The sequence below is a fragment of the Microbacterium yannicii genome (assembly GCF_024055635.1).
Classification (GTDB): domain Bacteria; phylum Actinomycetota; class Actinomycetes; order Actinomycetales; family Microbacteriaceae; genus Microbacterium; species Microbacterium yannicii.
The window spans coordinates 19,182-39,061 of sequence record NZ_JAMXMB010000006.1; the positions used below are offsets into that span (position 1 = coordinate 19,182).

21 protein-coding genes and 1 tRNA gene are annotated in these 19,880 nt (G+C 71.1%); 12 read left to right on the top strand and 10 right to left on the bottom strand.

What is annotated here, in order from left to right:
• The first annotated feature begins 7 nt into the window (after positions 1–7).
• The 3 genes from NCG93_RS01590 to der are packed head-to-tail and all read left to right on the top strand — an operon-like array spanning position 8 to position 3,447.
• Positions 8–1,150, top strand: a complete 1,143-nt coding sequence (locus NCG93_RS01590; protein WP_372495930.1) for a prephenate dehydrogenase — start codon at positions 8–10, stop codon at positions 1,148–1,150.
• Positions 1,143–1,892: a (d)CMP kinase gene (gene cmk, locus NCG93_RS01595; protein WP_194415951.1), complete on the top strand. Its 750-nt coding sequence runs from the start codon at positions 1,143–1,145 to the stop codon at positions 1,890–1,892. Before NCG93_RS01590 ends, cmk begins: the two co-directional genes overlap by 8 nt.
• A 1-nt stretch (position 1,893) precedes the next feature.
• Positions 1,894–3,447, top strand: a complete 1,554-nt coding sequence (gene der, locus NCG93_RS01600) for a ribosome biogenesis GTPase Der (protein WP_194415949.1) — start codon at positions 1,894–1,896, stop codon at positions 3,445–3,447.
• A 49-nt stretch (positions 3,448–3,496) separates the two neighbouring features.
• On the opposite strand, the gene NCG93_RS01605 is transcribed toward der, so the two are convergent.
• Positions 3,497–3,922, bottom strand: coding sequence for a GNAT family N-acetyltransferase (locus NCG93_RS01605; RefSeq protein WP_194415947.1), 426 nt, complete (start codon positions 3,920–3,922; stop codon positions 3,497–3,499).
• A gap of 121 nt (positions 3,923–4,043) precedes the next feature.
• Here NCG93_RS01605 and NCG93_RS01610 point away from each other — a divergent pair, with 121 nt between their 5' ends.
• Positions 4,044–4,949 (top strand): NUDIX domain-containing protein, encoded by a 906-nt coding sequence (locus tag NCG93_RS01610; RefSeq protein ID WP_194415945.1) that lies wholly within the window; start codon positions 4,044–4,046, stop codon positions 4,947–4,949.
• A gap of 68 nt (positions 4,950–5,017) precedes the next feature.
• Here NCG93_RS01610 and NCG93_RS01615 read toward each other — a convergent pair whose 3' ends face one another.
• A complete protein-coding gene (locus NCG93_RS01615; RefSeq protein ID WP_194415943.1) occupies positions 5,018–6,574 on the bottom strand; it encodes a DHA2 family efflux MFS transporter permease subunit in 1,557 nt (518 codons plus the stop codon).
• 46 nt (positions 6,575–6,620) lie between these two features.
• Here NCG93_RS01615 and NCG93_RS01620 point away from each other — a divergent pair, with 46 nt between their 5' ends.
• A complete protein-coding gene (locus NCG93_RS01620; protein WP_194415941.1) occupies positions 6,621–7,334 on the top strand; it encodes a TetR family transcriptional regulator in 714 nt (237 codons plus the stop codon).
• Positions 7,335–7,399: 65 nt separating this feature from the next.
• On the opposite strand, the gene NCG93_RS01625 is transcribed toward NCG93_RS01620, so the two are convergent.
• The gene (locus NCG93_RS01625) at positions 7,400–8,278 is read right to left on the bottom strand and encodes a sigma-70 family RNA polymerase sigma factor (protein ID WP_194415939.1); all 879 of its coding nucleotides are present in this window, start codon (positions 8,276–8,278) and stop codon (positions 7,400–7,402) included.
• A 73-nt stretch (positions 8,279–8,351) separates the two neighbouring features.
• Between NCG93_RS01625 and NCG93_RS01630 the strand changes: the two genes are divergently transcribed.
• A complete protein-coding gene (locus tag NCG93_RS01630) occupies positions 8,352–9,116 on the top strand; it encodes an SDR family oxidoreductase (RefSeq protein WP_241742215.1) in 765 nt (254 codons plus the stop codon).
• 26 nt (positions 9,117–9,142) lie between these two features.
• On the opposite strand, the gene NCG93_RS01635 is transcribed toward NCG93_RS01630, so the two are convergent.
• The 3 genes from NCG93_RS01635 to NCG93_RS01645 form a co-directional block, all read right to left on the bottom strand.
• On the bottom strand, positions 9,143–9,523 hold the full coding sequence (locus NCG93_RS01635) for an RNA-binding S4 domain-containing protein (RefSeq protein WP_194415935.1): 381 nt from the start codon (positions 9,521–9,523) through the stop codon (positions 9,143–9,145).
• Positions 9,520–10,197 (bottom strand): lysoplasmalogenase, encoded by a 678-nt coding sequence (locus NCG93_RS01640; RefSeq protein WP_194415933.1) that lies wholly within the window; start codon positions 10,195–10,197, stop codon positions 9,520–9,522. The genes NCG93_RS01635 and NCG93_RS01640 overlap by 4 nt, the downstream gene beginning before the upstream one ends.
• A gap of 75 nt (positions 10,198–10,272) precedes the next feature.
• Positions 10,273–10,860, bottom strand: coding sequence for a GNAT family N-acetyltransferase (locus tag NCG93_RS01645; protein ID WP_194415931.1), 588 nt, complete (start codon positions 10,858–10,860; stop codon positions 10,273–10,275).
• A 131-nt stretch (positions 10,861–10,991) separates the two neighbouring features.
• Here NCG93_RS01645 and NCG93_RS01650 point away from each other — a divergent pair.
• A tRNA-Pro gene (locus NCG93_RS01650) sits at positions 10,992–11,065 on the top strand.
• Between the two features lie 110 nt (positions 11,066–11,175).
• Here the strand turns inward: NCG93_RS01650 and NCG93_RS01655 are convergent.
• Positions 11,176–12,126 (bottom strand): NAD(P)/FAD-dependent oxidoreductase, encoded by a 951-nt coding sequence (locus NCG93_RS01655; RefSeq protein WP_194415929.1) that lies wholly within the window; start codon positions 12,124–12,126, stop codon positions 11,176–11,178.
• Here NCG93_RS01655 and NCG93_RS20015 point away from each other — a divergent pair.
• The gene (locus tag NCG93_RS20015) at positions 12,125–12,838 is read left to right on the top strand and encodes a helix-turn-helix domain-containing protein (protein ID WP_194415927.1); all 714 of its coding nucleotides are present in this window, start codon (positions 12,125–12,127) and stop codon (positions 12,836–12,838) included. The two genes, NCG93_RS01655 and NCG93_RS20015, sit on opposite strands and share 2 nt — an antisense overlap.
• Before the next feature lie 50 nt (positions 12,839–12,888).
• On the opposite strand, the gene NCG93_RS01670 is transcribed toward NCG93_RS20015, so the two are convergent.
• Complete coding sequence (locus NCG93_RS01670; RefSeq protein ID WP_194415924.1) at positions 12,889–13,686, bottom strand: transglutaminase-like domain-containing protein; 798 nt, start codon at positions 13,684–13,686, stop codon at positions 12,889–12,891.
• A 41-nt stretch (positions 13,687–13,727) separates the two neighbouring features.
• Complete coding sequence (locus NCG93_RS01675) at positions 13,728–15,050, bottom strand: flavin monoamine oxidase family protein (protein WP_194415922.1); 1,323 nt, start codon at positions 15,048–15,050, stop codon at positions 13,728–13,730.
• 122 nt (positions 15,051–15,172) lie between these two features.
• Here NCG93_RS01675 and NCG93_RS01680 point away from each other — a divergent pair, with 122 nt between their 5' ends.
• The 4 genes from NCG93_RS01680 (at position 15,173) to NCG93_RS01695 (ending at position 18,820) form a co-directional block, all read left to right on the top strand.
• Positions 15,173–15,925 (top strand): hypothetical protein, encoded by a 753-nt coding sequence (locus NCG93_RS01680; protein WP_194415920.1) that lies wholly within the window; start codon positions 15,173–15,175, stop codon positions 15,923–15,925.
• A 36-nt stretch (positions 15,926–15,961) separates the two neighbouring features.
• On the top strand, positions 15,962–16,666 hold the full coding sequence (locus NCG93_RS01685; RefSeq protein WP_194415917.1) for a lipoate--protein ligase family protein: 705 nt from the start codon (positions 15,962–15,964) through the stop codon (positions 16,664–16,666).
• A gap of 104 nt (positions 16,667–16,770) precedes the next feature.
• A complete protein-coding gene (locus NCG93_RS01690; protein WP_194415915.1) occupies positions 16,771–17,241 on the top strand; it encodes a hypothetical protein in 471 nt (156 codons plus the stop codon).
• A gap of 82 nt (positions 17,242–17,323) precedes the next feature.
• A complete protein-coding gene (locus NCG93_RS01695) occupies positions 17,324–18,820 on the top strand; it encodes a multicopper oxidase family protein (protein ID WP_252787404.1) in 1,497 nt (498 codons plus the stop codon).
• 40 nt (positions 18,821–18,860) lie between these two features.
• Here NCG93_RS01695 and NCG93_RS01700 read toward each other — a convergent pair whose 3' ends face one another.
• Entirely contained in the window at positions 18,861–19,787 is a 927-nt protein-coding gene (locus NCG93_RS01700; protein ID WP_194415914.1) for an Lrp/AsnC family transcriptional regulator, read from the bottom strand.
• Between the last annotated feature and the right edge of the window lie 93 nt (positions 19,788–19,880).

Here is a 19,880-nt window from a genome sequence, read left to right on the forward strand (position 1 = left end):
GACGCAAGTGACCGACACGAGGCCGACCTCGGCGCGCGAGCGCGCCGGTGAGTCCGCGCTCGCCCCGCGCGTGCAGGGCACGGTGCGGATCGTCGGCGCAGGCCTCCTCGGGGCCAGCATCGGTCATGCGCTCACCGCTCGCGGGGTCGACGTCGCACTCGACGACACCTCGCCCTCGCAGCTGCGCCTCGCGGTGGACTACGGCGCCGGTCGCCATGCCGCCGACACCGACGAGCCGTCGCTGGTCGTCGTCGCCGTGCCGCCGGACGTGACCGCCGACGTCATCCAGCGCGAGCTCGCCCGCTTTCCGCGCGCGGTCGTGACGGATGTCGCGAGCGTCAAGCTCGAGCCGCTCCACGTCCTGCGCGAGCGTGGCGTCGACCTCACCCACTACATCGGCTCTCACCCCCTGGCGGGACGCGAGCGCGGGGGAGCGATCTCGGCGCGCGCCGACATCTTCGTCGGGCGGCCGTGGGTCGTCTGCCGCGACGAAGAGACCCCGTCGGCCGACCTCGCGCTCGTCGAGGGCCTGGCGCTCGACCTCGGCGCGACGCCGCTGGAGATGACTCCCGAAGACCACGACCGTGCCGTCGCACTCGTCTCGCATGTGCCCCAGCTGGTGGCGAGCCTCCTGGCCGGCCGCTTCGTCGACGCGCCCGACGGGTCGCTGCGCCTCGCCGGCCAGGGCGTGCGCGACACGACGCGCATCGCGGCATCCGCTCCCGAACTGTGGGTGCAGATCCTCGGCGCGAACGCCGCACCGGTCGTGGACGTGCTCGACCTGCTGGCCTCCGACCTGACCGCCGTCGCGGATGCGCTGCGCGCGCCCGATGCTCCAGGCTCGCGCCGCGCGGTCGCCGACACGATCCGCCGCGGCAACGACGGCGTCGAGCGCCTGCCGGGCAAGCACGGTCAGAACCGTCGCTTCGAGCAGGTGGTCGTCATGGTCGACGACACCCCCGGGCAACTGGGCCGTCTCTTCGGCGAGCTCGGCGAGCTCGGCGTCAACGTGGAAGACCTCCGGCTCGAGCATTCGCCGGGCGCCCAGTTCGGCCTCGCCGATATCAGCGTCGTCCCGAGCGCGGTGCGCCGGGCCGTCGACGGTCTCGAGTCGCGCGGCTGGAAGATTGCGAGCAGCACCAATGACTGACCCCACCACCCCCTCCACGGCCGCCGACGTGGTGTTCGTCGTCGCCATCGACGGACCTGCGGGCAGCGGCAAGTCGAGCGTCTCGAAGCAGGTCGCCCGCCGACTCGGCTACGGCTACCTCGACACCGGCGCAGCGTACCGGGCGCTCGCGTGGCACGCCCTCGAACACGGCATCGACACGTCGGACGCGGCATCCGTTCTGGACGTCACCGGGGACTTCGAGTACGCGATCTCGCTCGATCCCGATGCGTACTGGGTGCGGGTCGGCGCGGCCGACGTGACCGACGCGATCCGCGAGCCGCGCGTCTCGGACGCCGTCAGCGGCGTGGCGCGCGTTCCGGCTGTGCGGGAATCGGTGAACCGGCTGTTCCGCGGTCTCATCGCCGGCTCCGGCCGCCCCGGTGTGATCGTCGAAGGCCGTGACATCACGACAGTCGTCGCCCCCGATGCCCCGGTGCGCATCCTCCTCACCGCCGCACCTGAGGTGCGTGCCGCCCGTCGGAGCGCCGAGGTGACGACGCAGGATGCCGCAGCAGTCGCCGCCGCACTTCACCAGCGCGACGCCTCCGACTCGGCCGTCGTCGACTTCCTCACCGCCGCTCCCGGCGTCGAGGTCGTCGACTCGACCCGCCTCGATTTCGACCAGACCGTGGACGCCGTGCTCCGTGTGATCCGGGCGGCGCAGTCCGCCCCGATGATCCACGGCGCACCCGCGGTCGAACCACAGCAGACAGGAGCCTGAGATGGCCGCTGACAACTCCACCGACAGCCCCGGCGACTTCGACGAGTTCGAAGACACCGCCGGCGACCAGATCGCCGAGAATCTCGCCGCACTCGACGACAACCTCGCCGAGCAGCGTGCGGCGGCCCTTCGTGCCGGCCTCGAGGACTACGACCTCGATGAGGAGGATGCCGAGCTCCTCGAGGGCCTCGTGCGCGGCGAGGACGGCATCGAGTTCCTTCCTGCCCTCCCCGTGGTGGCGATCGTCGGCCGGCCGAACGTCGGCAAGTCCGCCCTGGTGAACCGCATCCTCGGCCGCCGCGAGGCCGTCGTGGAGGACACGCCGGGCGTCACGCGCGACCGCGTCACCTACAAGGCCGAGTGGATGGACCGCCGGTTCACCATCGTCGACACCGGCGGCTGGGAGCCGGACGCCAAGGGCATCGACCGCTCCGTCGCCCTGCAGGCCGAGGTCGCGATCGACCTGTCGGACGTCGTGATGTTCGTCGTCGACGCCATGGTCGGTGCCACCTCCACCGACGAGCACGTCGTGCGCCTGCTGCGCAAGGCCGGCAAGCCCGTCTTCCTCGTCGCCAACAAGATCGACGATGCCCGCCAGGAGCCCGAGGCCGCGGCCTTGTGGAACCTCGGTCTCGGCGAGCCGTACCCCGTCTCGGCGATCCACGGCCGTGGCGTCGCCGACCTGCTCGACGAGATCGTCAAGGTGCTCCCCGACGTGTCGGCGGTCGCCAAGCACGAGATCGGTGGGCCTCGCCGCGTCGCGATCCTCGGGCGTCCGAACGTCGGCAAGTCGTCGCTGCTCAACAAGGCCGCCGGCGAGGAGCGCGTCGTCGTGAACGAGCTGGCCGGCACCACGCGCGACCCCGTCGACGAGATCGTCGAGCTCGGCGGCAAGCTGTGGCGCTTCGTGGACACCGCCGGCATCCGGCGCCGCGTGCACCTGCAGCAGGGCGCCGACTTCTACGCGTCGCTGCGCACATCGGCCGCGCTGGAGAAGGCGGAGGTCGCCGTCGTGGTGCTCGATGTCACCCAGTCGCTCAGCGAGCAGGATGTGCGCATCATCGACCTCGTGCTCGAGTCGGGTCGCGCGCTCATCCTGGCGTTCAACAAGTGGGACCGCCTCAACGACGACGACCTCGACGGGCAGGACCGCCGCCGCTACCTGGAGCGCGAGATCGAGCAGGACCTCGCGCACGTCGCGTGGGCGCCCCGCGTCAACATCTCGGCGCGTACCGGGCGCCACCTCGACAAGCTGGTGCCGGCGCTCGAGACGGCGCTCGAGTCATGGGACCAGCGCATCCCGACGGGTAAGTTCAACGCGTTCCTCTCGGAGCTGATCGCCGAGCACCCGCACCCGCTGCGCGGCGGCAAGCAGCCGCGCATCCTGTTCGGCACCCAGGCGTCCACGCGCCCGCCGACCTTCGTGCTGTTCACCACCGGCTTCCTCGACCCGGGCTACCGTCGCTTCATCCAGCGCCGCCTGCGCGAGCTCTACGGCTTCGAGGGCACGCCGATCGTCATCAACATGCGGGTGCGCGAGCGTCGCCAGCGCTGACGTCGACCGCATCGACGGTGGGGGAGCGATGCCTCGGCCGAGGCATCCCCTACTCTCCGGTTCGGTGCGCGAACGCCGGCCGCACCATCGCGGTGCGGTCGGGCTCGGCGAAGCCGAACTGCCGGTACAGGCCGTGCGCGTCGCCGGTGAAGAGCGTCCACCGCAGGTCGCGCCCGGGGCCGTCCTCGATCATGAGCTGCAGCAGCCGCTTGCTGAGCCCGTGACCGCGGTGCGCGTCGAGGACGAACACGTCGGCGAGGTACGCGAAGCCGACGCCGTCCGACACTGCGCGGGCGAATGCGACCTGCTCGCCGGTGGTGCGGTCGTACGCACCCACGACGCGCCAGGCGTTGCCGATCTGCGTCTCGACGTCGGAGCGTGTGCGCCAGCGTCCCCAGTACGCCTCCGTCGACAGCCACGCCCATACCACCTCGTGCTGGATGCGGGCGGGGTCGTCGTCGAGGTCGTAGTCCATCCATCCATTGTGGTGAGTCCCTGCACGAGCCCGGTGAGTCTTCGCGTGACAGGGGCCGGGCCGGTCCCCGGCCGGTGGCCCGGCGGTGTGACAGGCTGGCAGAGACGGAAGGGCTGGCACAGTGACGATCGAGCCTCTCGCACCCGGCGAGCCGCGGCGTCCGCACGGACCGCGTGATCCGGGCGACGCCTGGGTGGTCGCGCCGACGGGAGAACGCTACTGGGGACGCTTCGGCGCCGCCGGACTGCTCGCCATCGACGCCGAACGTGGGGTGTTGCTGCAGCACCGCGTCTCGTGGAGCCACTTCGGGGACACCTGGGCGCTGCCGGGCGGCGCGCGTCACGAAGGGGAGTCCGCCTGCGACGGCGCCCTGCGGGAAGCCTCGGAGGAGGCGGGTGTGCCCGACGCCGCGGTGCAGCCGCGGGTGCTGAGCGTCTTCGACCTGGGCTACTGGAGCTACACCACCGTCGTCGGCGATGTGGTCCGGCCGTTCGAGCCCGTCATCAGCGACCCCGAGAGTCGAGAGCTGGCGTGGGTGCCGGTCGCGGATGTGACGGAATACCCGCTGCATCCCGGTTTCGCGGCATCGTGGCAGGGACTGCGGAGCCTTCTCGATGTGCGGCCCGCCGTGATCGTGGACGTCGCCAACGTCATGGGCTCGGTGCCCGACGGCTGGTGGAACGACCGCGCCGGGGCGGCATCGCGGCTCATCTCGCGGATCGCCGAGCTCGCTGCCCGCGGGGTGCCGGCCTCGGCGCTCGAACTGCCCGAGCACACCTGGTACCCGGAATGGACGGCGGTCGTCGAGGGGCAGGCGCGCTCCGTCGCCGCGGCGGGTGCCGTGGGCGTCGATGTGGTGCCGGCCGAGGCCTCCGGTGACGACGCGATCGCCGCCACCGCTCAGCGCGCTGTCGCCGCCGGGCGGAGCGCGACCGTCGTCACGAGCGATCGCGGTCTGGCCGAGCGGGCGAGGGATGCCGGTGCCGCCGTCCGCGGTGCGCGCTGGCTGCTCGACCTCCTGGGCTGAGGCGACGTCGCGCCGCCCGTTGCCCGCGCGAGCGGGCCGGCGGTCCTTGGACCGCCGGCCACACCCGTCTAGTGTGCGGGTTCGGGCTCGGCAGGCGTGCGGACGAAGCAGGCGAGCACCACGGCGACCGAAGCGACGATGGCGCCGATCAGGAAGGCGCTGTGGACGCCCGCGGCCGTCGCGGCCGCGGCATCCGTTCCCTGCTGCAGCTGTCGGGCTGCCGTCACCGACATCAGGGTCACGAAGAGTGCGGTGCCGGCGGCGCCCGCGACCTGCTGGATGGTCGAGACGATCGCGCTGCCGTGAGGGTACAGCGGCTTCGGCAGCGACCCGAGCGCCGAGGTCAGCAGCGGCGTGAAGACGAAGCCGAGGCCCAGATTGAGACCCATCTGCACGACGACGATCCACCAGATCGGCGTCGCAGCGTCGAAGGTCGTCATGCCCCACAGTGCTGCCGCGGCGACGGCCATGCCCGGGATGACGAGCGGGGTGGGCCCGTAGCGGTCGAACAGCGAGCCCACGATCGGCGCGATGACGCCCATCAGGATGCCGCCGGGCAGCAGCATGAGTCCGACCGTGAGGGTGTCGAGGCCGAGCACCTGCTGCAGGTACATCGGCAGCAGCACGAGCGATCCGAACAGTGCGGCCATCACGATCGCCACCAGCACGATCGCCAGGCTGAACGAGCGGGACCGGAACGTGCGGAGGTCGAGCAGTGCCGAATCGGTGCGCTGCAGTCGCAGCTGGCGCAGCACGAAGGCCACGAGGGCGAGCACGCCGATGGCGAGCGGGATCCACACCGGTACGGGGGCGTGTCCGGTCGCCGCCTCGCCGATCGAGCTGAGACCGAAGATCAGACCGCCGAAGCCGAACGCGGAGAGCACGACGGAGAGCGCGTCGAAACGCACCCGGTGCGTCTCGGTGATGTTGCGAACCCAGATCGCGCCCAGGATGAGCGCCACGACCGCGATCGGCAGGACGAGCCAGAACATCCACCGCCAGTCCAGCACCGCCAGGATGATGCCCGACACCGTGGGGCCGATCGCCGGCGCGACGGCGATGACGATCGAGATGACACCCATCATGCGGCCGCGATGAGCGGGAGCGACGACCGTGAGCACGGTGGTGAACAGCAGCGGCATCATGATCGCGGTGCCGGAGGCCTGCACGATGCGTCCGGCCAGGAGCATCTCGAAGCCCGGCGCGAGGGCGGCGATGAGGGTACCCGCGGCGAAGAGCCCCATCGCGCCGAAGTAGACGCGCCGCAGCGGAAAGCGCTGCAGCAGGTAGCCCGTGAGAGGAATGACGATGGCCATGGTCAGCAGGTAGCCGGTCGTCAGCCACTGCGCGGTGGCGGCGGTGATCTGCAGGCTCACCATGAGGCTCGGCAGGGCGACGCTCATGATCGTCTCGTTGAGGATCACGACGAACGCCGAGGCGACGAGGAGCGCGATCACGGGGCCGGTGCGGGGCGTGGCGGCAGGCGCGCCGACGGGGGTGGAAGTCAGGGTGGGCGGGTGCTTCTCGAGGGTCACGTCGGTCTTTCTTTCGGGTCGCGACGGCAGGCTGCGCGGCGACGGGGGTGACGGCGCAGCGGCGGGCCGTGAAGAAGGCGAAGGTTCCATTATATGGCAGGGACTGCCAACTTGTCACCTCCTGTACGATGTGGGGATGGATGCCTCGACCCGCGCCGGCTCGCCGAAGGAGCCTGCTGGACCACCGGATGTGCCGCTGGGCCTGCGCGAACGGCGGCGGCGCGAAACGCTCCGCGAGGTGTCCGACGCCGCCATCGCTCTCTTCGAGCGCAAGGGTGTCGCCGCGACCACGGTCGACGACATCGCCCACGCTGCCGGGATCTCGCAGCGGACCTTCTTCCGTTACTACGCGACGAAGGAGCACGCCCTGTTCGTCGACGACGAGGGCTTCGGCACGGTCATGAGTGAGACGATCGCGGCGATCCGCGCGGGCACACCCGTCGTCGCCGCTCTCGAAGGCGGCTGGCTGCGATTGTTCGCCGACTTCGACGCACGACCCGAAGACCATGCGCGTACGCTGCGCGTGCGGCGGCTGATCCACACGGAGCCGAGCCTGCTGGCCCTCGCCCTCTCGAACGAGGCCGAGCACTCGGATGAGCTCACCGCGGCGACAATCGATGCAGCCGGTGCTGACGCAGACCTGCTCACCGCCCGTGCGCTCGTCGCAGCGATCGCCACCACCACCCGGCTCGCGTTCGACGAATGGGCGCGCCGCACCGAGCTCGCCGGTGAAGCCGGGGTGAGCCTCCGTGCTGAGCCAGGCGCGCCCGCACGCGTGCGCGACATCTACCTCGAGCTGCGCCGCGGGCTCGCCGCCTACGCGGTGCAGCTCGGAGAAGATCCGGCCTGAGCGAAGAGGAGTCGGCCCCGGAGGGGCGGTCCCGTGGGCGCCGGGCACCCGCCTGTCACGCGACGTCAGCCCACGGCGGCGCTCGCTCCCGTTTCGTCGATGCGGGCGAGGTCGCCGAGCACGTCGAGGCGCGCGATGCGCCCCTCGGCGACGGTGAAAGCCATGAGCGAGACCACACGGCCGCGCTCCACGACGGCGACGCCGGGCAGCCCGTCGATCAGCACAGGCTGTGAGTGCGCGGCCAGGCGGGCGGCGAGAGTGGCCCGGGCGGCGATCTCGGCCGCACCGCGGAGCGTCTCGGACGACGAGCCGTAGTCGGCGTGCAGCACCGCGCCGTCGCTGAGCAGCGCGAGCAGCGCGCGCAGGTCGCCGTCCTGCACGGCCGCCAGCCACGCCGCCACGATCGCCCGGCAGGCGCTGCCGGCGCTGGGCGCGTCGTCCTCGGGCGCGCCCTGCAGTCGTCGGCGGGCACGCGAGGCGAGCTGACGGACGGCGTCGGGGGAGCGATCGAGGGTGCGCGCGACGTCGTCGAAGGGCACGGCGAAGACGTCGTGGAGCACGAAGGCGATGCGCTCCGCAGGGCTGAGCTGCTCGAGCACCATCAGCAGGGCCACGCTGACGCGGTCGGCGCTGACCGCCGCCTCCTCGGGATCGCCCCAGCCCTCGAGATCTGCGGGCTCGTCCGGCCAGCGCTCCACCTGCCAGGCGCGCTCCCGGCGGACGCGGGCCGAACCGAGGATGTCGAGGCAGATCCGCGACACCACGGTGGTCAGCCACGCGTCGAGGTTGTCGATGGATGCGGCATCCGTCCGGGCGAGTCGCAGCCACGCTTCCTGCACCGCGTCATCGGCGTCGCGGTTCGATCCGAGCAGCTGCACCGCGATGGCCCGCAATCTCGGGCGCTGAGCCTCGAAACGTTCGGCCAGAGAAATCTCACCGGTCATGTCACATCCTCCTCGGGAGCGTCGTCGTGATCATGACGGGGCAGCACGCCCCGATGTGACAGAAGGAGACATGATGGCTTCCATTCTCGTGACCGGCGGTACCGGAAACCTCGGGCGCCACGTCGTCCCGCTGCTGCGCGGACGCGGCCACGACCTGCGACTGCTCAGCCGTACGCCCCGCGAGGGCGCGGGGTTCGTGGCCGGCGACACCGTGGCCGGCGCCGGTCTCGCGGAGGCCGTTGCAGGAGTCGACGCGGTCCTGCATCTGGCCGGCAGCAGCAAGGGCGACGATGTGGGAACGGCGAACCTGGCTCAGGCCGCTCGTCGCGGGGGCGTGCGGCATCTCGTGATGATCTCGGTGATCGGGGCCGACACGATGCCGATCGGCTACTTCCGCGCCAAGGAGCGCGCGGAAGCCGCGCTGGCCGCATCCGGCGTGCCGTTCACCGTGCTGCGGGCCGCCCAGTTCCACGACTTCGCCTGGAACATGTTCTCGCCCATGCTCAAGCTGCCGGTGGTGCCCGCGCCGGGCGCGATCCGACTCGAGCCGATCGATGTCGGCGAGGTCGCGGCGCGACTGGCGGACCTCGTCGACGACGCCCCCAGCGGACGGGTCGCGGACCTCGCCGGGCCTGAGGTGATCGACGCGCCGACGATGCTGCGCGCGATCGCGGCGGCGCAGGGCCTTCGTCGCTCGTTCTTGCCCGTGCGTGTCCCCGGTGCGATCGGACGCGCCTACCGCGACGGCGTGAATCTCGCGGCTCCCACGGCGGAGCACGGATCGCGCACGTGGGCCGCATACCTGCAGGAGCGGGTCGCGGTGCCTGCCGTCGCGTGACCGGCCGCGGAGCACAGAGACAGCGCTCAACGGTCCTGGCCGCGCAGCCGGTCGATCTCGCGGCGCTCCCGCTTGGTCGGCCGGCCGGCGCCGCGGTCTCGCTGCGCCATGATCGGCGTCGGGTCACGCGGAGGCGTGCGGTCTTCCATCGCGGTCGCGACGAGGGGCGCGCCGACGCGCTTCGAGATCGGCTGACGCACCACGAGCATCCGGTCGAATCCGTCGATGCGCACGCGCACCTCGTCGCCGATCCGCAGCTGCTGCGCCGCCTTCGCACGCTCGCCGCCGACGCGGACGTGGCCCGCGCGGCACGCCGTCGTCGCCGCCGACCGGGTCTTGTAGATCCGCACAGCCCAGAGCCAGGCATCCACACGCACCGTCTTGCCGGGGGCGAAGGGGTCTGTCATGCCGTCACCGCCGGGGTGGGGAGCGGGCGGCGCGCCCGGACGCCGGCGAGCACGCCGGCTGCGATGAGGCCCTGGCCGAGGCAGTAGGTCAGCATGACGAGGGGACTCGTCCAGTCCGGCATCGCGTCGGGCAGGAACAGCCGGAACGCGAGCACCGAATCAGAGGCGAGGAAGAACACGCCGCCCCACACGACCAGAGGATGGCAGCGGGATGCCGCGACCGCCGTGCCCCCCAGCACCAGGCCGTAGAGCGCGACGGCGACGGTGAGGCCGCCGAGATGGGGCCACAGCACCGCGAGGAGCACGATCCACCACGCGGCGAAGACGGCCGCCCACGGCGGCACGCGCCGGACAGCGAGCAGGCGCCAGAACAGCCAGATGTAGCAGAGGTGAGCGAGTCCGAAGAACAGCAGCATGGCGGGAACGGTGGGCAGCCACGGGAAGAACGCGCCCGCGCCGTCACCGAGCCACGACAGCCCGAGCGTCACCACGAGCAGCGTCTGGGCCGGTGTCCAGGCCGAGCCGCGTGAACCCCAGAGCACGGCGACGGCGAGCAGCGGCATCAGCGCCAGCTTGGTGGGCGTGGCGACGGCGGTCGCGTCCGCCGCGAGAGCCGTGACGTGCACGAGCGACACTGCGATGTACGGCACGAAGGCGATCCACAGCCGGCGCATGGTCCTCCTCGAGATGCAGGGCGACCCTCATCGTCGCATGCCGGAGCCGGCGGCCGATCCCCACACCGGCGGCGGTCAGCCCGCCAGGTCGAGCGAGACGATCGCGAGGTGGGGCTGCGGGCGGGCCACCTCGCGGAAGCCGGCCGCTTCGAAAGTCGACACCACGCCGTGGTAGAGGTCGTTGACGGGGATCTTCTTTCCCGCATCGGGATCGAACGGATAGGCCTCGATGACGCGTGCCCCGCTCGCGCGGGCGTGGTCGATCGCGGCGTCGAGCAGCCGCGCGTTGAGTCCCTGACCGCGATGCTCCTTGCGCACCACGAAGCAGCTGACCGTCCAGACCGACTCGTCGTCCCAGGGTTCTGGCGAGTTCGGCGCCAGCTTGCGCGTTCGCCCGAGGCGCACCTGCCGGTTGCGGGGTCCGACCCGCACCCAGCCGGCCGCTTCGCCGTCGACGTACGCGATGAGGGCCGGAGGTGGGCCGGCGTCGATCTCGGCGCGCAGCATGCCCTCGCGCTGCTCTCTCGTCGTCCGATCCCACTCGCTGTTCGGCATCATCCACCACTGGCACTGGCAGCCGTATCCGTCGCCGCCGCCGCTCAGCGCGTGCTCGGCGTCGTCGAAGCGATCCGCGGTGGCCGGTTCGATGGAGATGTGCGCCATGCGGTGAACCTAGTGCGCCCCACCGACACCGGCAAGGCGCAGACGGATGCCGCGCCCGGGCGCACGCCGGTTCGCGAGCCCTCCGCGGAGCGGGTAGGATGGGGGAGTTGTCCGCGCGGAAGCGGGGCCGACGGGATGTGGCGCAGCTTGGTAGCGCACTTGACTGGGGGTCAAGGGGTCGCAGGTTCAAATCCTGTCATCCCGACAGAGAGCAAGACGGTCGGAAAGAGAAGGGCACGGGCTTCGAGCCCGTGCCCTTCGCTTTTCCTGGCGTCCGTGACGGCGACATCGAGCGTGAGACACCTCACCGATTCCTCACCCCGCGCGGCGCTTCGCGCGTCCGGCCTGCGCGATGTCATCGGCGAGCAGATCGAGGTTGATCGAGCCTCCGACGAGCGTTCCGAGGCCCAGCGAGACGGAGACGTTCGATCGCGGATTGACGACGTTGCCGACGGCATACACGCCTCGCACGCTGGTTTGTCCGTCGTCGTCGATCGTGATCCAGCTCCCGGTCTCGTCCTCGGTGGCGGTCGCACCGACGGCGCGCAGCAGAGAGTCATGGGGCCTCAGCCGTGTGCCGATGAAGATCACACCGACCGAGACCGTGCGGTCGCCGAGATCCACGCCGGTCAGTCGATCGCCATCGATGCGGAGTCCTGCGACGTCTCCGAGTTCGATTCGGATGCCCCGATCGGCGAGCGCAGCGGCGTCCTCGGGGTCTGGTTCGCCGAAGGCGCCCGGGAAGTAGACGACCCGTTCGGCCCACTGGCGCAGCAGCTGTGCCTGATCGACGCTGCGCGGAGAGGTCGCGATCACTCCGACCACGTCGAGGCGGTGCTCCCAGCCGTCGCAGTACGGACAGACGACGACTCCGCGTCCCCATTGGTCGCGCAGGCCGGGGATGTCGGGGAGGTCATCGCTCAGCCCGGTCGCCACCAGCGCGCGCCGTGCACGAAAGCGCGTCCCCGTCAGGGTCATGGACACCTCGACCGCATCGTCGCGCACGGTCAGCGCGGACACGGTGCCGCGTTCGAATCGGCCGCCGTACCCGGCGATCTCCGCCCTCCCGAGCTCGAGCAGCCGCCGTGGCGGGAGGCCGTCGTGTCCGAGGACGCCGTGCATGTGTGCGGCAGACGCGTTGCGCGGCCGCCCGTCGTCGACGACGATGACCCGGCGCCGGGCCCGACTCAGCAGAAGGGCTGCACTGAGGCCCGCCGACCCACCGCCCACCACGATGACGTCGACCGTCTCCGTCGAATTCTCCATGCCTGCGACGGTCCCAGTTGGGTGTGTAAAGTCGCAACCGGATTTGCCAAGTCGACAACAACCCACGCAGACGACGACCACGACGAACTCCGATGCACGAGCAAGGACGAGGAGGGGACTGGTGGAGCGAGACACAGAATTCACGCGACTCGGTTCGCGCCTCCGGTCCATCCGAGAGTCGCGGCACCTGACCCTCGCAACCGTGAGCGAGGCGAGCGGCATCTCGATCAGCACTCTGTCGCGACTCGAGTCCGGCTCGAGGCGACCGCATCTCGATCTTCTGCTTCCCCTTGCGCGCGTCTACCGATTGACGCTCGACGATCTGGTCGATGCTCCCGCTTTGGGCGACCCGCGCATCCGTCCACGGCCACGAGTGCGCGAGGGCGTCGTCACCGTGCCGCTGTCCGGTGGAGATGGCCCCTGGGAAGCCTTCAAGCAGGTCCATCCGCCCGCTCCGGACGCCGACATCCGCCAGTGGGTGCATCAAGGCTGGGACTGGATCTATGTGATCTCCGGGCGCATGCGCCTGCTGCTGGCAGACGACGACCTGATGGTGGAGGCGGGTGCCGCGGTGGAGTTCGACACCCGCGTTCCGCATGGGTTCAGCAACCCCGGTCCCGGGGTGCTCGAGGTGCTGTGCCTGTTCAACGCGGCCGGCGCGCGTCTTCATACGCGGGCTGTCGGGGAGGACGACCGGCTCGTCAGCGGGTGACGCGCGCATGCGACGCAGCGACGTGGCTGTGTGCCCCGCCTCACGGTGTGTCAGAGCACGCTGACAAGCTGGTCGAGGTCGTCGTTGGGCAGCTCGTCGGCGAGAGCGCTGACAGAGACGTTCACGAGTTCGGCCCTGCCGGAGAGGACGTTGAGGAACGCCGTGTCTGCCGCATCCCTTCCGGTGGCGATCCTCACCAGGGTCGAACGCGGGGCGAGCGTGGTGGCGTCGACTGCCCGCCACGCACCGTCCACCCACGCCTCCGCGACCGCGTGGAAGTCCATCGGGTCGAGCCCGGGCGCATACACGGCGACGGAGCGGGCCGGGACTCCCCGGGCGCGCAGCAGCGCGACGCAGAGGTGCGAGTAGTCACGGCAGACGCCGCTGCGAGCCAGCAGGGTCCGCACCGCGCCGTCGGTCGGGAGGGAGGAGCCCGGGATGTAGCTCAGCCGCGTACCGACCCACGACGACACCGCCGTGAGGAGCTCGGCCGCGCCCTGGATGCCGCGGAACTCGGCCGCGGAGGTCTCGGCGAGCGCGTCCGACTCGGCATACCTGCTGGGGCGCAGGTACGTCAGGAGCTCCACGTCGTCTCGTGCCGTCGGCGTCGCCGCGCCCTCGATGGTGGCGGTGTAGCTCATCACGAGCTCGCCGATGCCGCTCTGAACCCGATGGAGCCGCGTGGAGTGGACGTCGGTCAGCTCGGTGATCGAGACGGGCGCGCCGTCCAGATTCGCGGTGACATGCTCGCTGCTCATGTCGTAGACGCCGGCTGCCGCGATCGAGAAGACCAGGTCGGCGGGCTCGGTGACGTTGAGGACGATGGTGCTGCTGACCGTGCGCTGCATTGCCCAAGCCTGCCTGAACGCGGCGAGAAAGCGAAAAGAGATCAGGTCCAGGCGGTCTCGATGAGAATCTCGTGCCCCATCACCCGCGACGCCGCCCGGTGGCCGGACCGCATCGCCGCGGTCACGGTGGCAGGGTCATCGGTCCAGGTCGCCTCGCCGGCGAGATGCAGGACCCCGCCGATCGGCGTCGCGAGATCGTCGTGGTCGGACGTCGCCGATCCCACGGTCATGTAGGCGTAGGACCCGTGCGACCACGGGTCGTCCTGCCAGTCGGTGACGTGCACCGAGGTCGGCTGCTCCACGCGATCGCCGTACAGGCGCCGCAGCTGCACGAGGATCGATTCCACGATCTCCTCCTCGGTCCAGTCGCGCGTCTCGACGGCGGCGGGTCCGGCGGCGAAGGTCAGCAGGGTGGGCGTGTCGTGCAGCGCGGTCAGGTCGTACCACGAGTGCCACCAGCGGCTCTCCGGCCCCTGCTGCCGGATCGCATAGACCCCGTCGTCCCAGAACCGGCTGCGGAACCGCAGGAACACCTTCTCGAACGCGTTCATGGTGAGCCGGCTCAACGCGCCGGCGACCGGATCGGGGAGCGCCGGCTCGATGACGAAGTCCTCGGACTGGAGCACCCCGACCGGCACGGTGACGACGGCCGTGTCGGCCGAGAAGGTGCCGTGGTCGGTCGTGACGACGACGCCCTCGGCCGACCACTGCACGCGCGAGACGACATGGATCAGTCGGATGTCGAGGCCCTCCGCCAGCCGTCGCGGAAGGCGGTCGTACCCGTCGGGGAACACCACCTCGTCACCCTCGACGACATCATCGTCGAGGCCGTGGGCGGCGAGGTCCTCGATCCAGGCCCCGTACTGCTCCTCAGAGCGGTGCTCCAGATACTCGCGCACGCGCGCCGTGCGCTCGGCGTCCCACCCCTGGGCGGCGAGCGCCGTCTCGGTGACATCCCGGTACGAGGCATCGGCAGCGGAGGCCGCGACCACATCGAGCAGGGCGGCGTCGACGGCGTGGATGTCGCCGACGAACGCCTGCGTCGCGGCATCCGTCAGCCGACGACCATCGGGGCCGTAATACGCGATCGGACGGCTGGCGGGCTGGTAGCCGCCGACGGTGAACTCGACCATGGGCATGCCGAACGCTTCGGCCGCGGCGGCGACGGGGGAGTCCGTGATGCCGTGGATCCACGACGCGCCCATATCGGTGACCAGGCCGAAGCGGCGGTCGGTCGAGACGCGGCCACCGACGCGGTCGCGGGCCTCCAGCACGACGACGTCGCGTCCGGCCTCGACGAGAAGTCGCGCGGCGGTGAGGCCCGCGACCCCCGCGCCCACCACGATGGTGTCGAAATGATCCATGTGCCCCGTCCTCCTGCGCGCAGCACCGCGCGCTCCGACGCTATCGCAGGCGGTTCGGACCTCACGGAGATCGGGCGGAGCGACGCTCTTTCCTCGGGCGGAGGCGAGTGGGACGATGAGCCATGGCGACTGGGGCCGACGACAGGTCCGGCGCGTCCGAGCGCGCCGGCGACGCCGGCGATGACGCCCGCGCGGCCGCCGTCGCCACCGATGCGGCGCTCGCCCGCCGGCTGCAGATCCTCGCGACGGAGCACTGGGGACTGCTCGCGGCGCGCAGCACCGCGCAGAACGAGGTGCTCACCCGCATCAGCATCTATCTCACGCTCGTGTCGGCGGGGCTCGTCACCATCGGCCTGCTCGGTCAGGCCACCCGGTTCGGGTCGTGGTTCCCGGTCGCCGCGCTCGCGATCCTCGGGTTCCTGACGGTGGTCGGCCTGCTGACATTGATCCGCATGCTGACGATCTCCGAAGAGGACATGATGTTCGTCGTCGCGATGAACCGCATCCGGGGCGGCTACGCGGATGTCGATCCGACGGCGGCCGAGTACTTCCTCGCCTCCACCCATGACGACTTCGTCGGAATGACCGTCACATACTCGTTCCTCCGTCGTCGCGGAGGTTTCGAGCAGGTGCTCGGCTCTTCCTTGATCATGAGCGCACTCGTCACCGGATCGGTGGGAGGGATGTTCGCCGGTGGTCTGTGTGCAGCGCTGGGCGTGCCCACCGGCGGGGCAGTGACCATCGGCGTCGTCGTGGGGCTGGGGGTCGTCGCCACCACCGCCTGGTACGGCGGCTACCGCTTCACGGGGTCATGGCGGACGTACACGCCGCGGCGCCCGAGCGCGGGGCCGCCGGCGCAATGGGGGCCGCGCTGAGGCCACGCCCGGCGAGAGCGTGAGAGTGTGGTGCCCGTGGCACCGCCTGCTCCGCTCCCGTCTCGCATTCCGGCCCTCGTCATTCGCGAGGAGAAGCGAGCGGATGCCGAGGCCGACCTCGAGCACTCGGTCGAGCTCCTGCGGGGCGTCGCCGCCCGCGAGATCGCCGAGGATCGCGTGGTACGGGTGTACGCGCCGGCGCCGACGGTCGCCATGAGCCGCCGGGAGAGCCGCCTGCCCGGCTTCACCACGGCCCGCCGGGCGTCGGTGGAGCACGGCTTCGCGCCGGTGATCCGTCCCACCGGCGGCCGCGCCGTCGCGTACGACGAGACGTGCATCGTGTTCGACGTGATCCAGCGCGAGGAGGACGGCGCCATCGACCAGGTGCGGTTCTTCCGGGCGGTCGGCGAAGCGCTCGCCGCCGCGCTGCGCGGGCTGGGCGTCGACGCACGGGTCGGCGACGTGCCGGGGGAGTACTGCCCGGGTGAGTTCAGCATCAACGCGCGCGGCGCCGTCAAGCTGGTCGGCACCTCGCAGCGGGCGGTCCGCGGCGCGCGGCTGCTCAGCGGGATGCTGCCCCTCGCCGGTGTCGAGCGGTTCGCCGACGTGCTCACCGCCGTGAACGCGGCTCTCGAGCTGGACTGGGACCCGGCGACCTTTGGCAGTCTGGGCGCCGAGGCGGCGGGGATCCCCCGTGCCACCGTCGAGGACGCCCTGATCGCCGCGCTCGCCGCCGGCTGAGGGGCTCGGCGCCGGCTGAGGCGCTCGACGAATCGGACGTGGATGTATCACCGCGCCGTCGGCGTGCTCTGAAGTGACATCGCTCCGACGACTCTGGGGGAATCATGCGTCTCGCATACCGCATCATCTCGTTCATCATCTGCGCGCTCGTCGCGCTGCAGGCGGCGTCCCACGCGTGGGCGTCCGCCGGGCTCGGTCTCTTCATCGCGGAGGGCGGCGTGGTCGACGCCTCGGCCCAGGAGGGACCGCCGCCGTTCCCCGAGGCCCTGGGCTTCATGATCCACGGCATCAACGGCATGATGGTCATCCCGGTCCTCGCGCTGGCCCTCCTGATCGTGTCGTTCTTCGCCAAGGTCCCACGCGGCATCGTTTTCGCGGTCGGCGTCCTCGTGCTGGTCGTCCTCCAGGTGACGCTGGGCCTGCTGGGCCACGGCATCCCGATGCTCGGATTCCTGCACGGCGTCAATGCGCTGCTGCTGTTCGCGACCGCGCTGATCGCGGGACTGCGCGCGTCGAAGAACCGCGCGCCGTCGACCACGGCAACGACAGCCACCGCAGCCGGTGCCCCGGTCTGAGGCGGCTCCGGCTGAGAGCACGCCGTCGAGAACGGCTCCTGCGGCGAGCCGGTGGGCCTGGTTCGCCCGCCGGCTCGCGCTGGTGGTCGTCGCGATCGCGTTGGTCGCGTTCGGCTGGGCCTGGTGGGCCAGCGTCCTTCCGGGGACGTACCCCGCGATGGACATGGGCGTGCCCGACTACGGCGGCGGACCCGGCGACGGCTCCGGTCCGAGCGCCGCGCATGCAGCGATGCACGACGACACGTCGGCCGAGGTCACGGCAGCACGCGGCTCGGGCACGACGAGCACGACGAGGGTGACCGATCTCGTGGCCGATCCTGACCGGCCCGTGGACGTCCGCCTGGAGCTCGTCGCACGCGCCGAGCGCATCACGCCGGATGGCGGCGAGCCCTTCGACGGATTCACGCTCAACGGCCAGTCGCCGGGTCCGGTCATCCGGGCCAGGCAGGGCGAGCTCGTCGAGGTGGTGCTGCGCAACGACGATGTGGCTGACGGTGTCACGCTGCACTGGCACGGCGTCGATGTGCCGGCGGCGATGGACGGCGTCGCGGGTGTCACGCAGGATGCGGTGCGCCCCGGCGAGAGCTTCACCTATCGGTTCGTCGCCGAGCAGGCGGGCACGTTCTGGTATCACTCGCACCAGGCGTCCCACCCGCAGGTGGTCGGCGGTCTGTTCGGCGCGCTCGTCCTCGAGCCGGCGGAGCAGACAACGGATGCCGCGGCCGACGCGCTCGCGGCGATCCACACGTATCCCGGTGGTCAGCGCACCATCAACGGCGCCGTCGGCGACGCGCACCGTGATGCGGCGCCGGGGGAGACGGTACGGGTGCGGCTGATCAACACCGACAGCACGCCCACATCCGCATGGGTCACCGGCTCGGTCTTCCGCGTGCTGGCGGTCGACGGCAAGGACCTGCACGGTCCCGGCGAGGTGGACGGGCAGGCGATCGAACTCACGGCCGGGGCTCGAGCCGACCTCGAGGTGCGGGTTCCGGCACACGGCGCGGTGCGGGTGCAGGTTCCGGGGGCGTCGCTCGTCGTCGGACCCGACGGCGCTGGGGCTGACACATCCTCGGCGCCGCGCGCGTCGGTCGACCTGCTCACATACGGCGAGCCGGCGGACCCGGGGGTCGACCCGGCCGACGCCGATCGCACCTTCGCGTACGACATCGGCCGCTGGCCGGGTTTCCTCGATGGGCGTCCCGGCTACTGGTGGACGATCAACGGCGGCATCCTGCCTGCCGTTCCGATGTACATGGTCGATGAGGGCGACATCGTCGTGATGCGCATCGCGAACAACAGCGGCGAGGTGCATCCGATGCATCTCCACGGTCACCATCTGCTCGTCCTGTCCCGGGACGGGCAGCCGTCGTCGGGCAGCCCGTGGTGGGTGGATTCCCTGGACGTCGAGCACGGCGAGTCGTACGAGGTCGCGTTCGTCGCCGACAATCCCGGCATCTGGATGGACCACTGCCACAACCTTCCTCACGCGTCCGAGGGCCTCATGACCCATCTCGCGTACTCCGGCGTCACGACCCCGTTCCGGCTCGGCCGCGACTCGGGCAACGACCCCGAGTGAGGGCACCCCCGCGCGTGGCGCGGGCATCAGGACCCGCCGGTCAGCCTCCCGTGGATCCGAGTGGCTGAGGGATGCCGCCTCCCGCGGGCCGGAGAGTGCGCGCGTAGTCCTCCTTGAGCACGGCGAGGTGGAACCAGGCTTCGACGTGCGCCACACCGGGGATCGCGCGGATGCGCTCGAGGCTCGCATACAGCGCCCCGGCGGACGGCTCCACCAGCGTGGTGACGACGTCGAAGCGCCCCAGCGTGCGCGCCGCGAAGTCCACGCCGCGCCAGGTGCGCAGAGCCTCGGTCACGCGCACGTCCGCGCCGGCGAGGTTGAGCCCGACGCCCATCGAGAGCTGCCGGTGTGCGAGGCCCCGCGCCTCGACCGCGCTGATCTTGATCACACCGCCGTCGACGAGCCGCTGCACCCGGGTCGTCACGGCGGAGGGTGACAGGCGCACGGCTTCGCCGAGGGCCCGGTAGCTCCTCCGCCCGTCGCGCTGAAGCTCCTCGATGAGTGCGGTGTCGATGGCGTCGATGGTGATGTCGCCGTGATACTCCGAGACGAAGAACCCCTTGACCACGTCGGTGTAGATGAGCGTGTTGATGTCGGCCACTCCGGGAAGCGCACGGATCTCGGCGAGCAGGTCGTGCAGGGCCGGCATCGACCCGAGCCGGACCTCGGTGACGAGGTCGTGGGCACCGCCGACCGCCGACACCAGCACCGTCTCGCTCAGCCCGCGCAGGTGCTGCGCGACGGGTTCGACGCCGCCGCGTGTGCGGATCGAGACGTGCGCGAGCACATGCTGGCCGAGGAAGACCGGGTCGACGGCGGCCACGACCCGTACGGTGCCGTCGGACAGCATCGCGTTCAGGCGCGACGAGACCGCGGCGCGCGACTGACCCAGGCGGCCCGCCAGGGAGTGGATGCTGGCGCGGCCGTCGAGCTGCAGCTCGCGGATGAGTTCGGCGTCGAAATCCATCCCGATCCTCGATTCGTCGATTTTCCCGAGATCGCACGCCGTCACGTGCAGAAATCCAGGCTCGACCGAGTCTAGCCGGACGCGTCACGACGG

Excerpts from the sequence above, each read along its gene's own strand:
- cmk (WP_194415951.1), top strand. The coding sequence starts at position 1,143 with ATGACTGACCCCACCACCCCCTCCACGGCCGCCGACGTGGTGTTCGTC.
- der (WP_194415949.1), top strand. The coding sequence starts at position 1,894 with ATGGCCGCTGACAACTCCACCGACAGCCCCGGCGACTTCGACGAGTTC.
- NCG93_RS01605 (WP_194415947.1), bottom strand. The coding sequence starts at position 3,922 with ATGGACTACGACCTCGACGACGACCCCGCCCGCATCCAGCACGAGGTG.
- NCG93_RS01615 (WP_194415943.1), bottom strand. The coding sequence starts at position 6,574 with ATGGAACCTTCGCCTTCTTCACGGCCCGCCGCTGCGCCGTCACCCCCG.
- NCG93_RS01620 (WP_194415941.1), top strand. The coding sequence starts at position 6,621 with ATGGATGCCTCGACCCGCGCCGGCTCGCCGAAGGAGCCTGCTGGACCA.
- NCG93_RS01625 (WP_194415939.1), bottom strand. The coding sequence starts at position 8,278 with ATGACCGGTGAGATTTCTCTGGCCGAACGTTTCGAGGCTCAGCGCCCG.
- NCG93_RS01630 (WP_241742215.1), top strand. The coding sequence starts at position 8,352 with ATGGCTTCCATTCTCGTGACCGGCGGTACCGGAAACCTCGGGCGCCAC.
- NCG93_RS01635 (WP_194415935.1), bottom strand. The coding sequence starts at position 9,523 with ATGACAGACCCCTTCGCCCCCGGCAAGACGGTGCGTGTGGATGCCTGG.
- NCG93_RS01640 (WP_194415933.1), bottom strand. The coding sequence starts at position 10,197 with ATGCGCCGGCTGTGGATCGCCTTCGTGCCGTACATCGCAGTGTCGCTC.
- NCG93_RS01645 (WP_194415931.1), bottom strand. The coding sequence starts at position 10,860 with ATGGCGCACATCTCCATCGAACCGGCCACCGCGGATCGCTTCGACGAC.
- NCG93_RS20015 (WP_194415927.1), top strand. The coding sequence starts at position 12,125 with ATGCCTGCGACGGTCCCAGTTGGGTGTGTAAAGTCGCAACCGGATTTG.
- NCG93_RS01655 (WP_194415929.1), bottom strand. The coding sequence starts at position 12,126 with ATGGAGAATTCGACGGAGACGGTCGACGTCATCGTGGTGGGCGGTGGG.
- NCG93_RS01670 (WP_194415924.1), bottom strand. The coding sequence starts at position 13,686 with ATGCAGCGCACGGTCAGCAGCACCATCGTCCTCAACGTCACCGAGCCC.
- NCG93_RS01675 (WP_194415922.1), bottom strand. The coding sequence starts at position 15,050 with ATGGATCATTTCGACACCATCGTGGTGGGCGCGGGGGTCGCGGGCCTC.
- NCG93_RS01680 (WP_194415920.1), top strand. The coding sequence starts at position 15,173 with ATGGCGACTGGGGCCGACGACAGGTCCGGCGCGTCCGAGCGCGCCGGC.
- NCG93_RS01690 (WP_194415915.1), top strand. The coding sequence starts at position 16,771 with ATGCGTCTCGCATACCGCATCATCTCGTTCATCATCTGCGCGCTCGTC.
- NCG93_RS01700 (WP_194415914.1), bottom strand. The coding sequence starts at position 19,787 with ATGGATTTCGACGCCGAACTCATCCGCGAGCTGCAGCTCGACGGCCGC.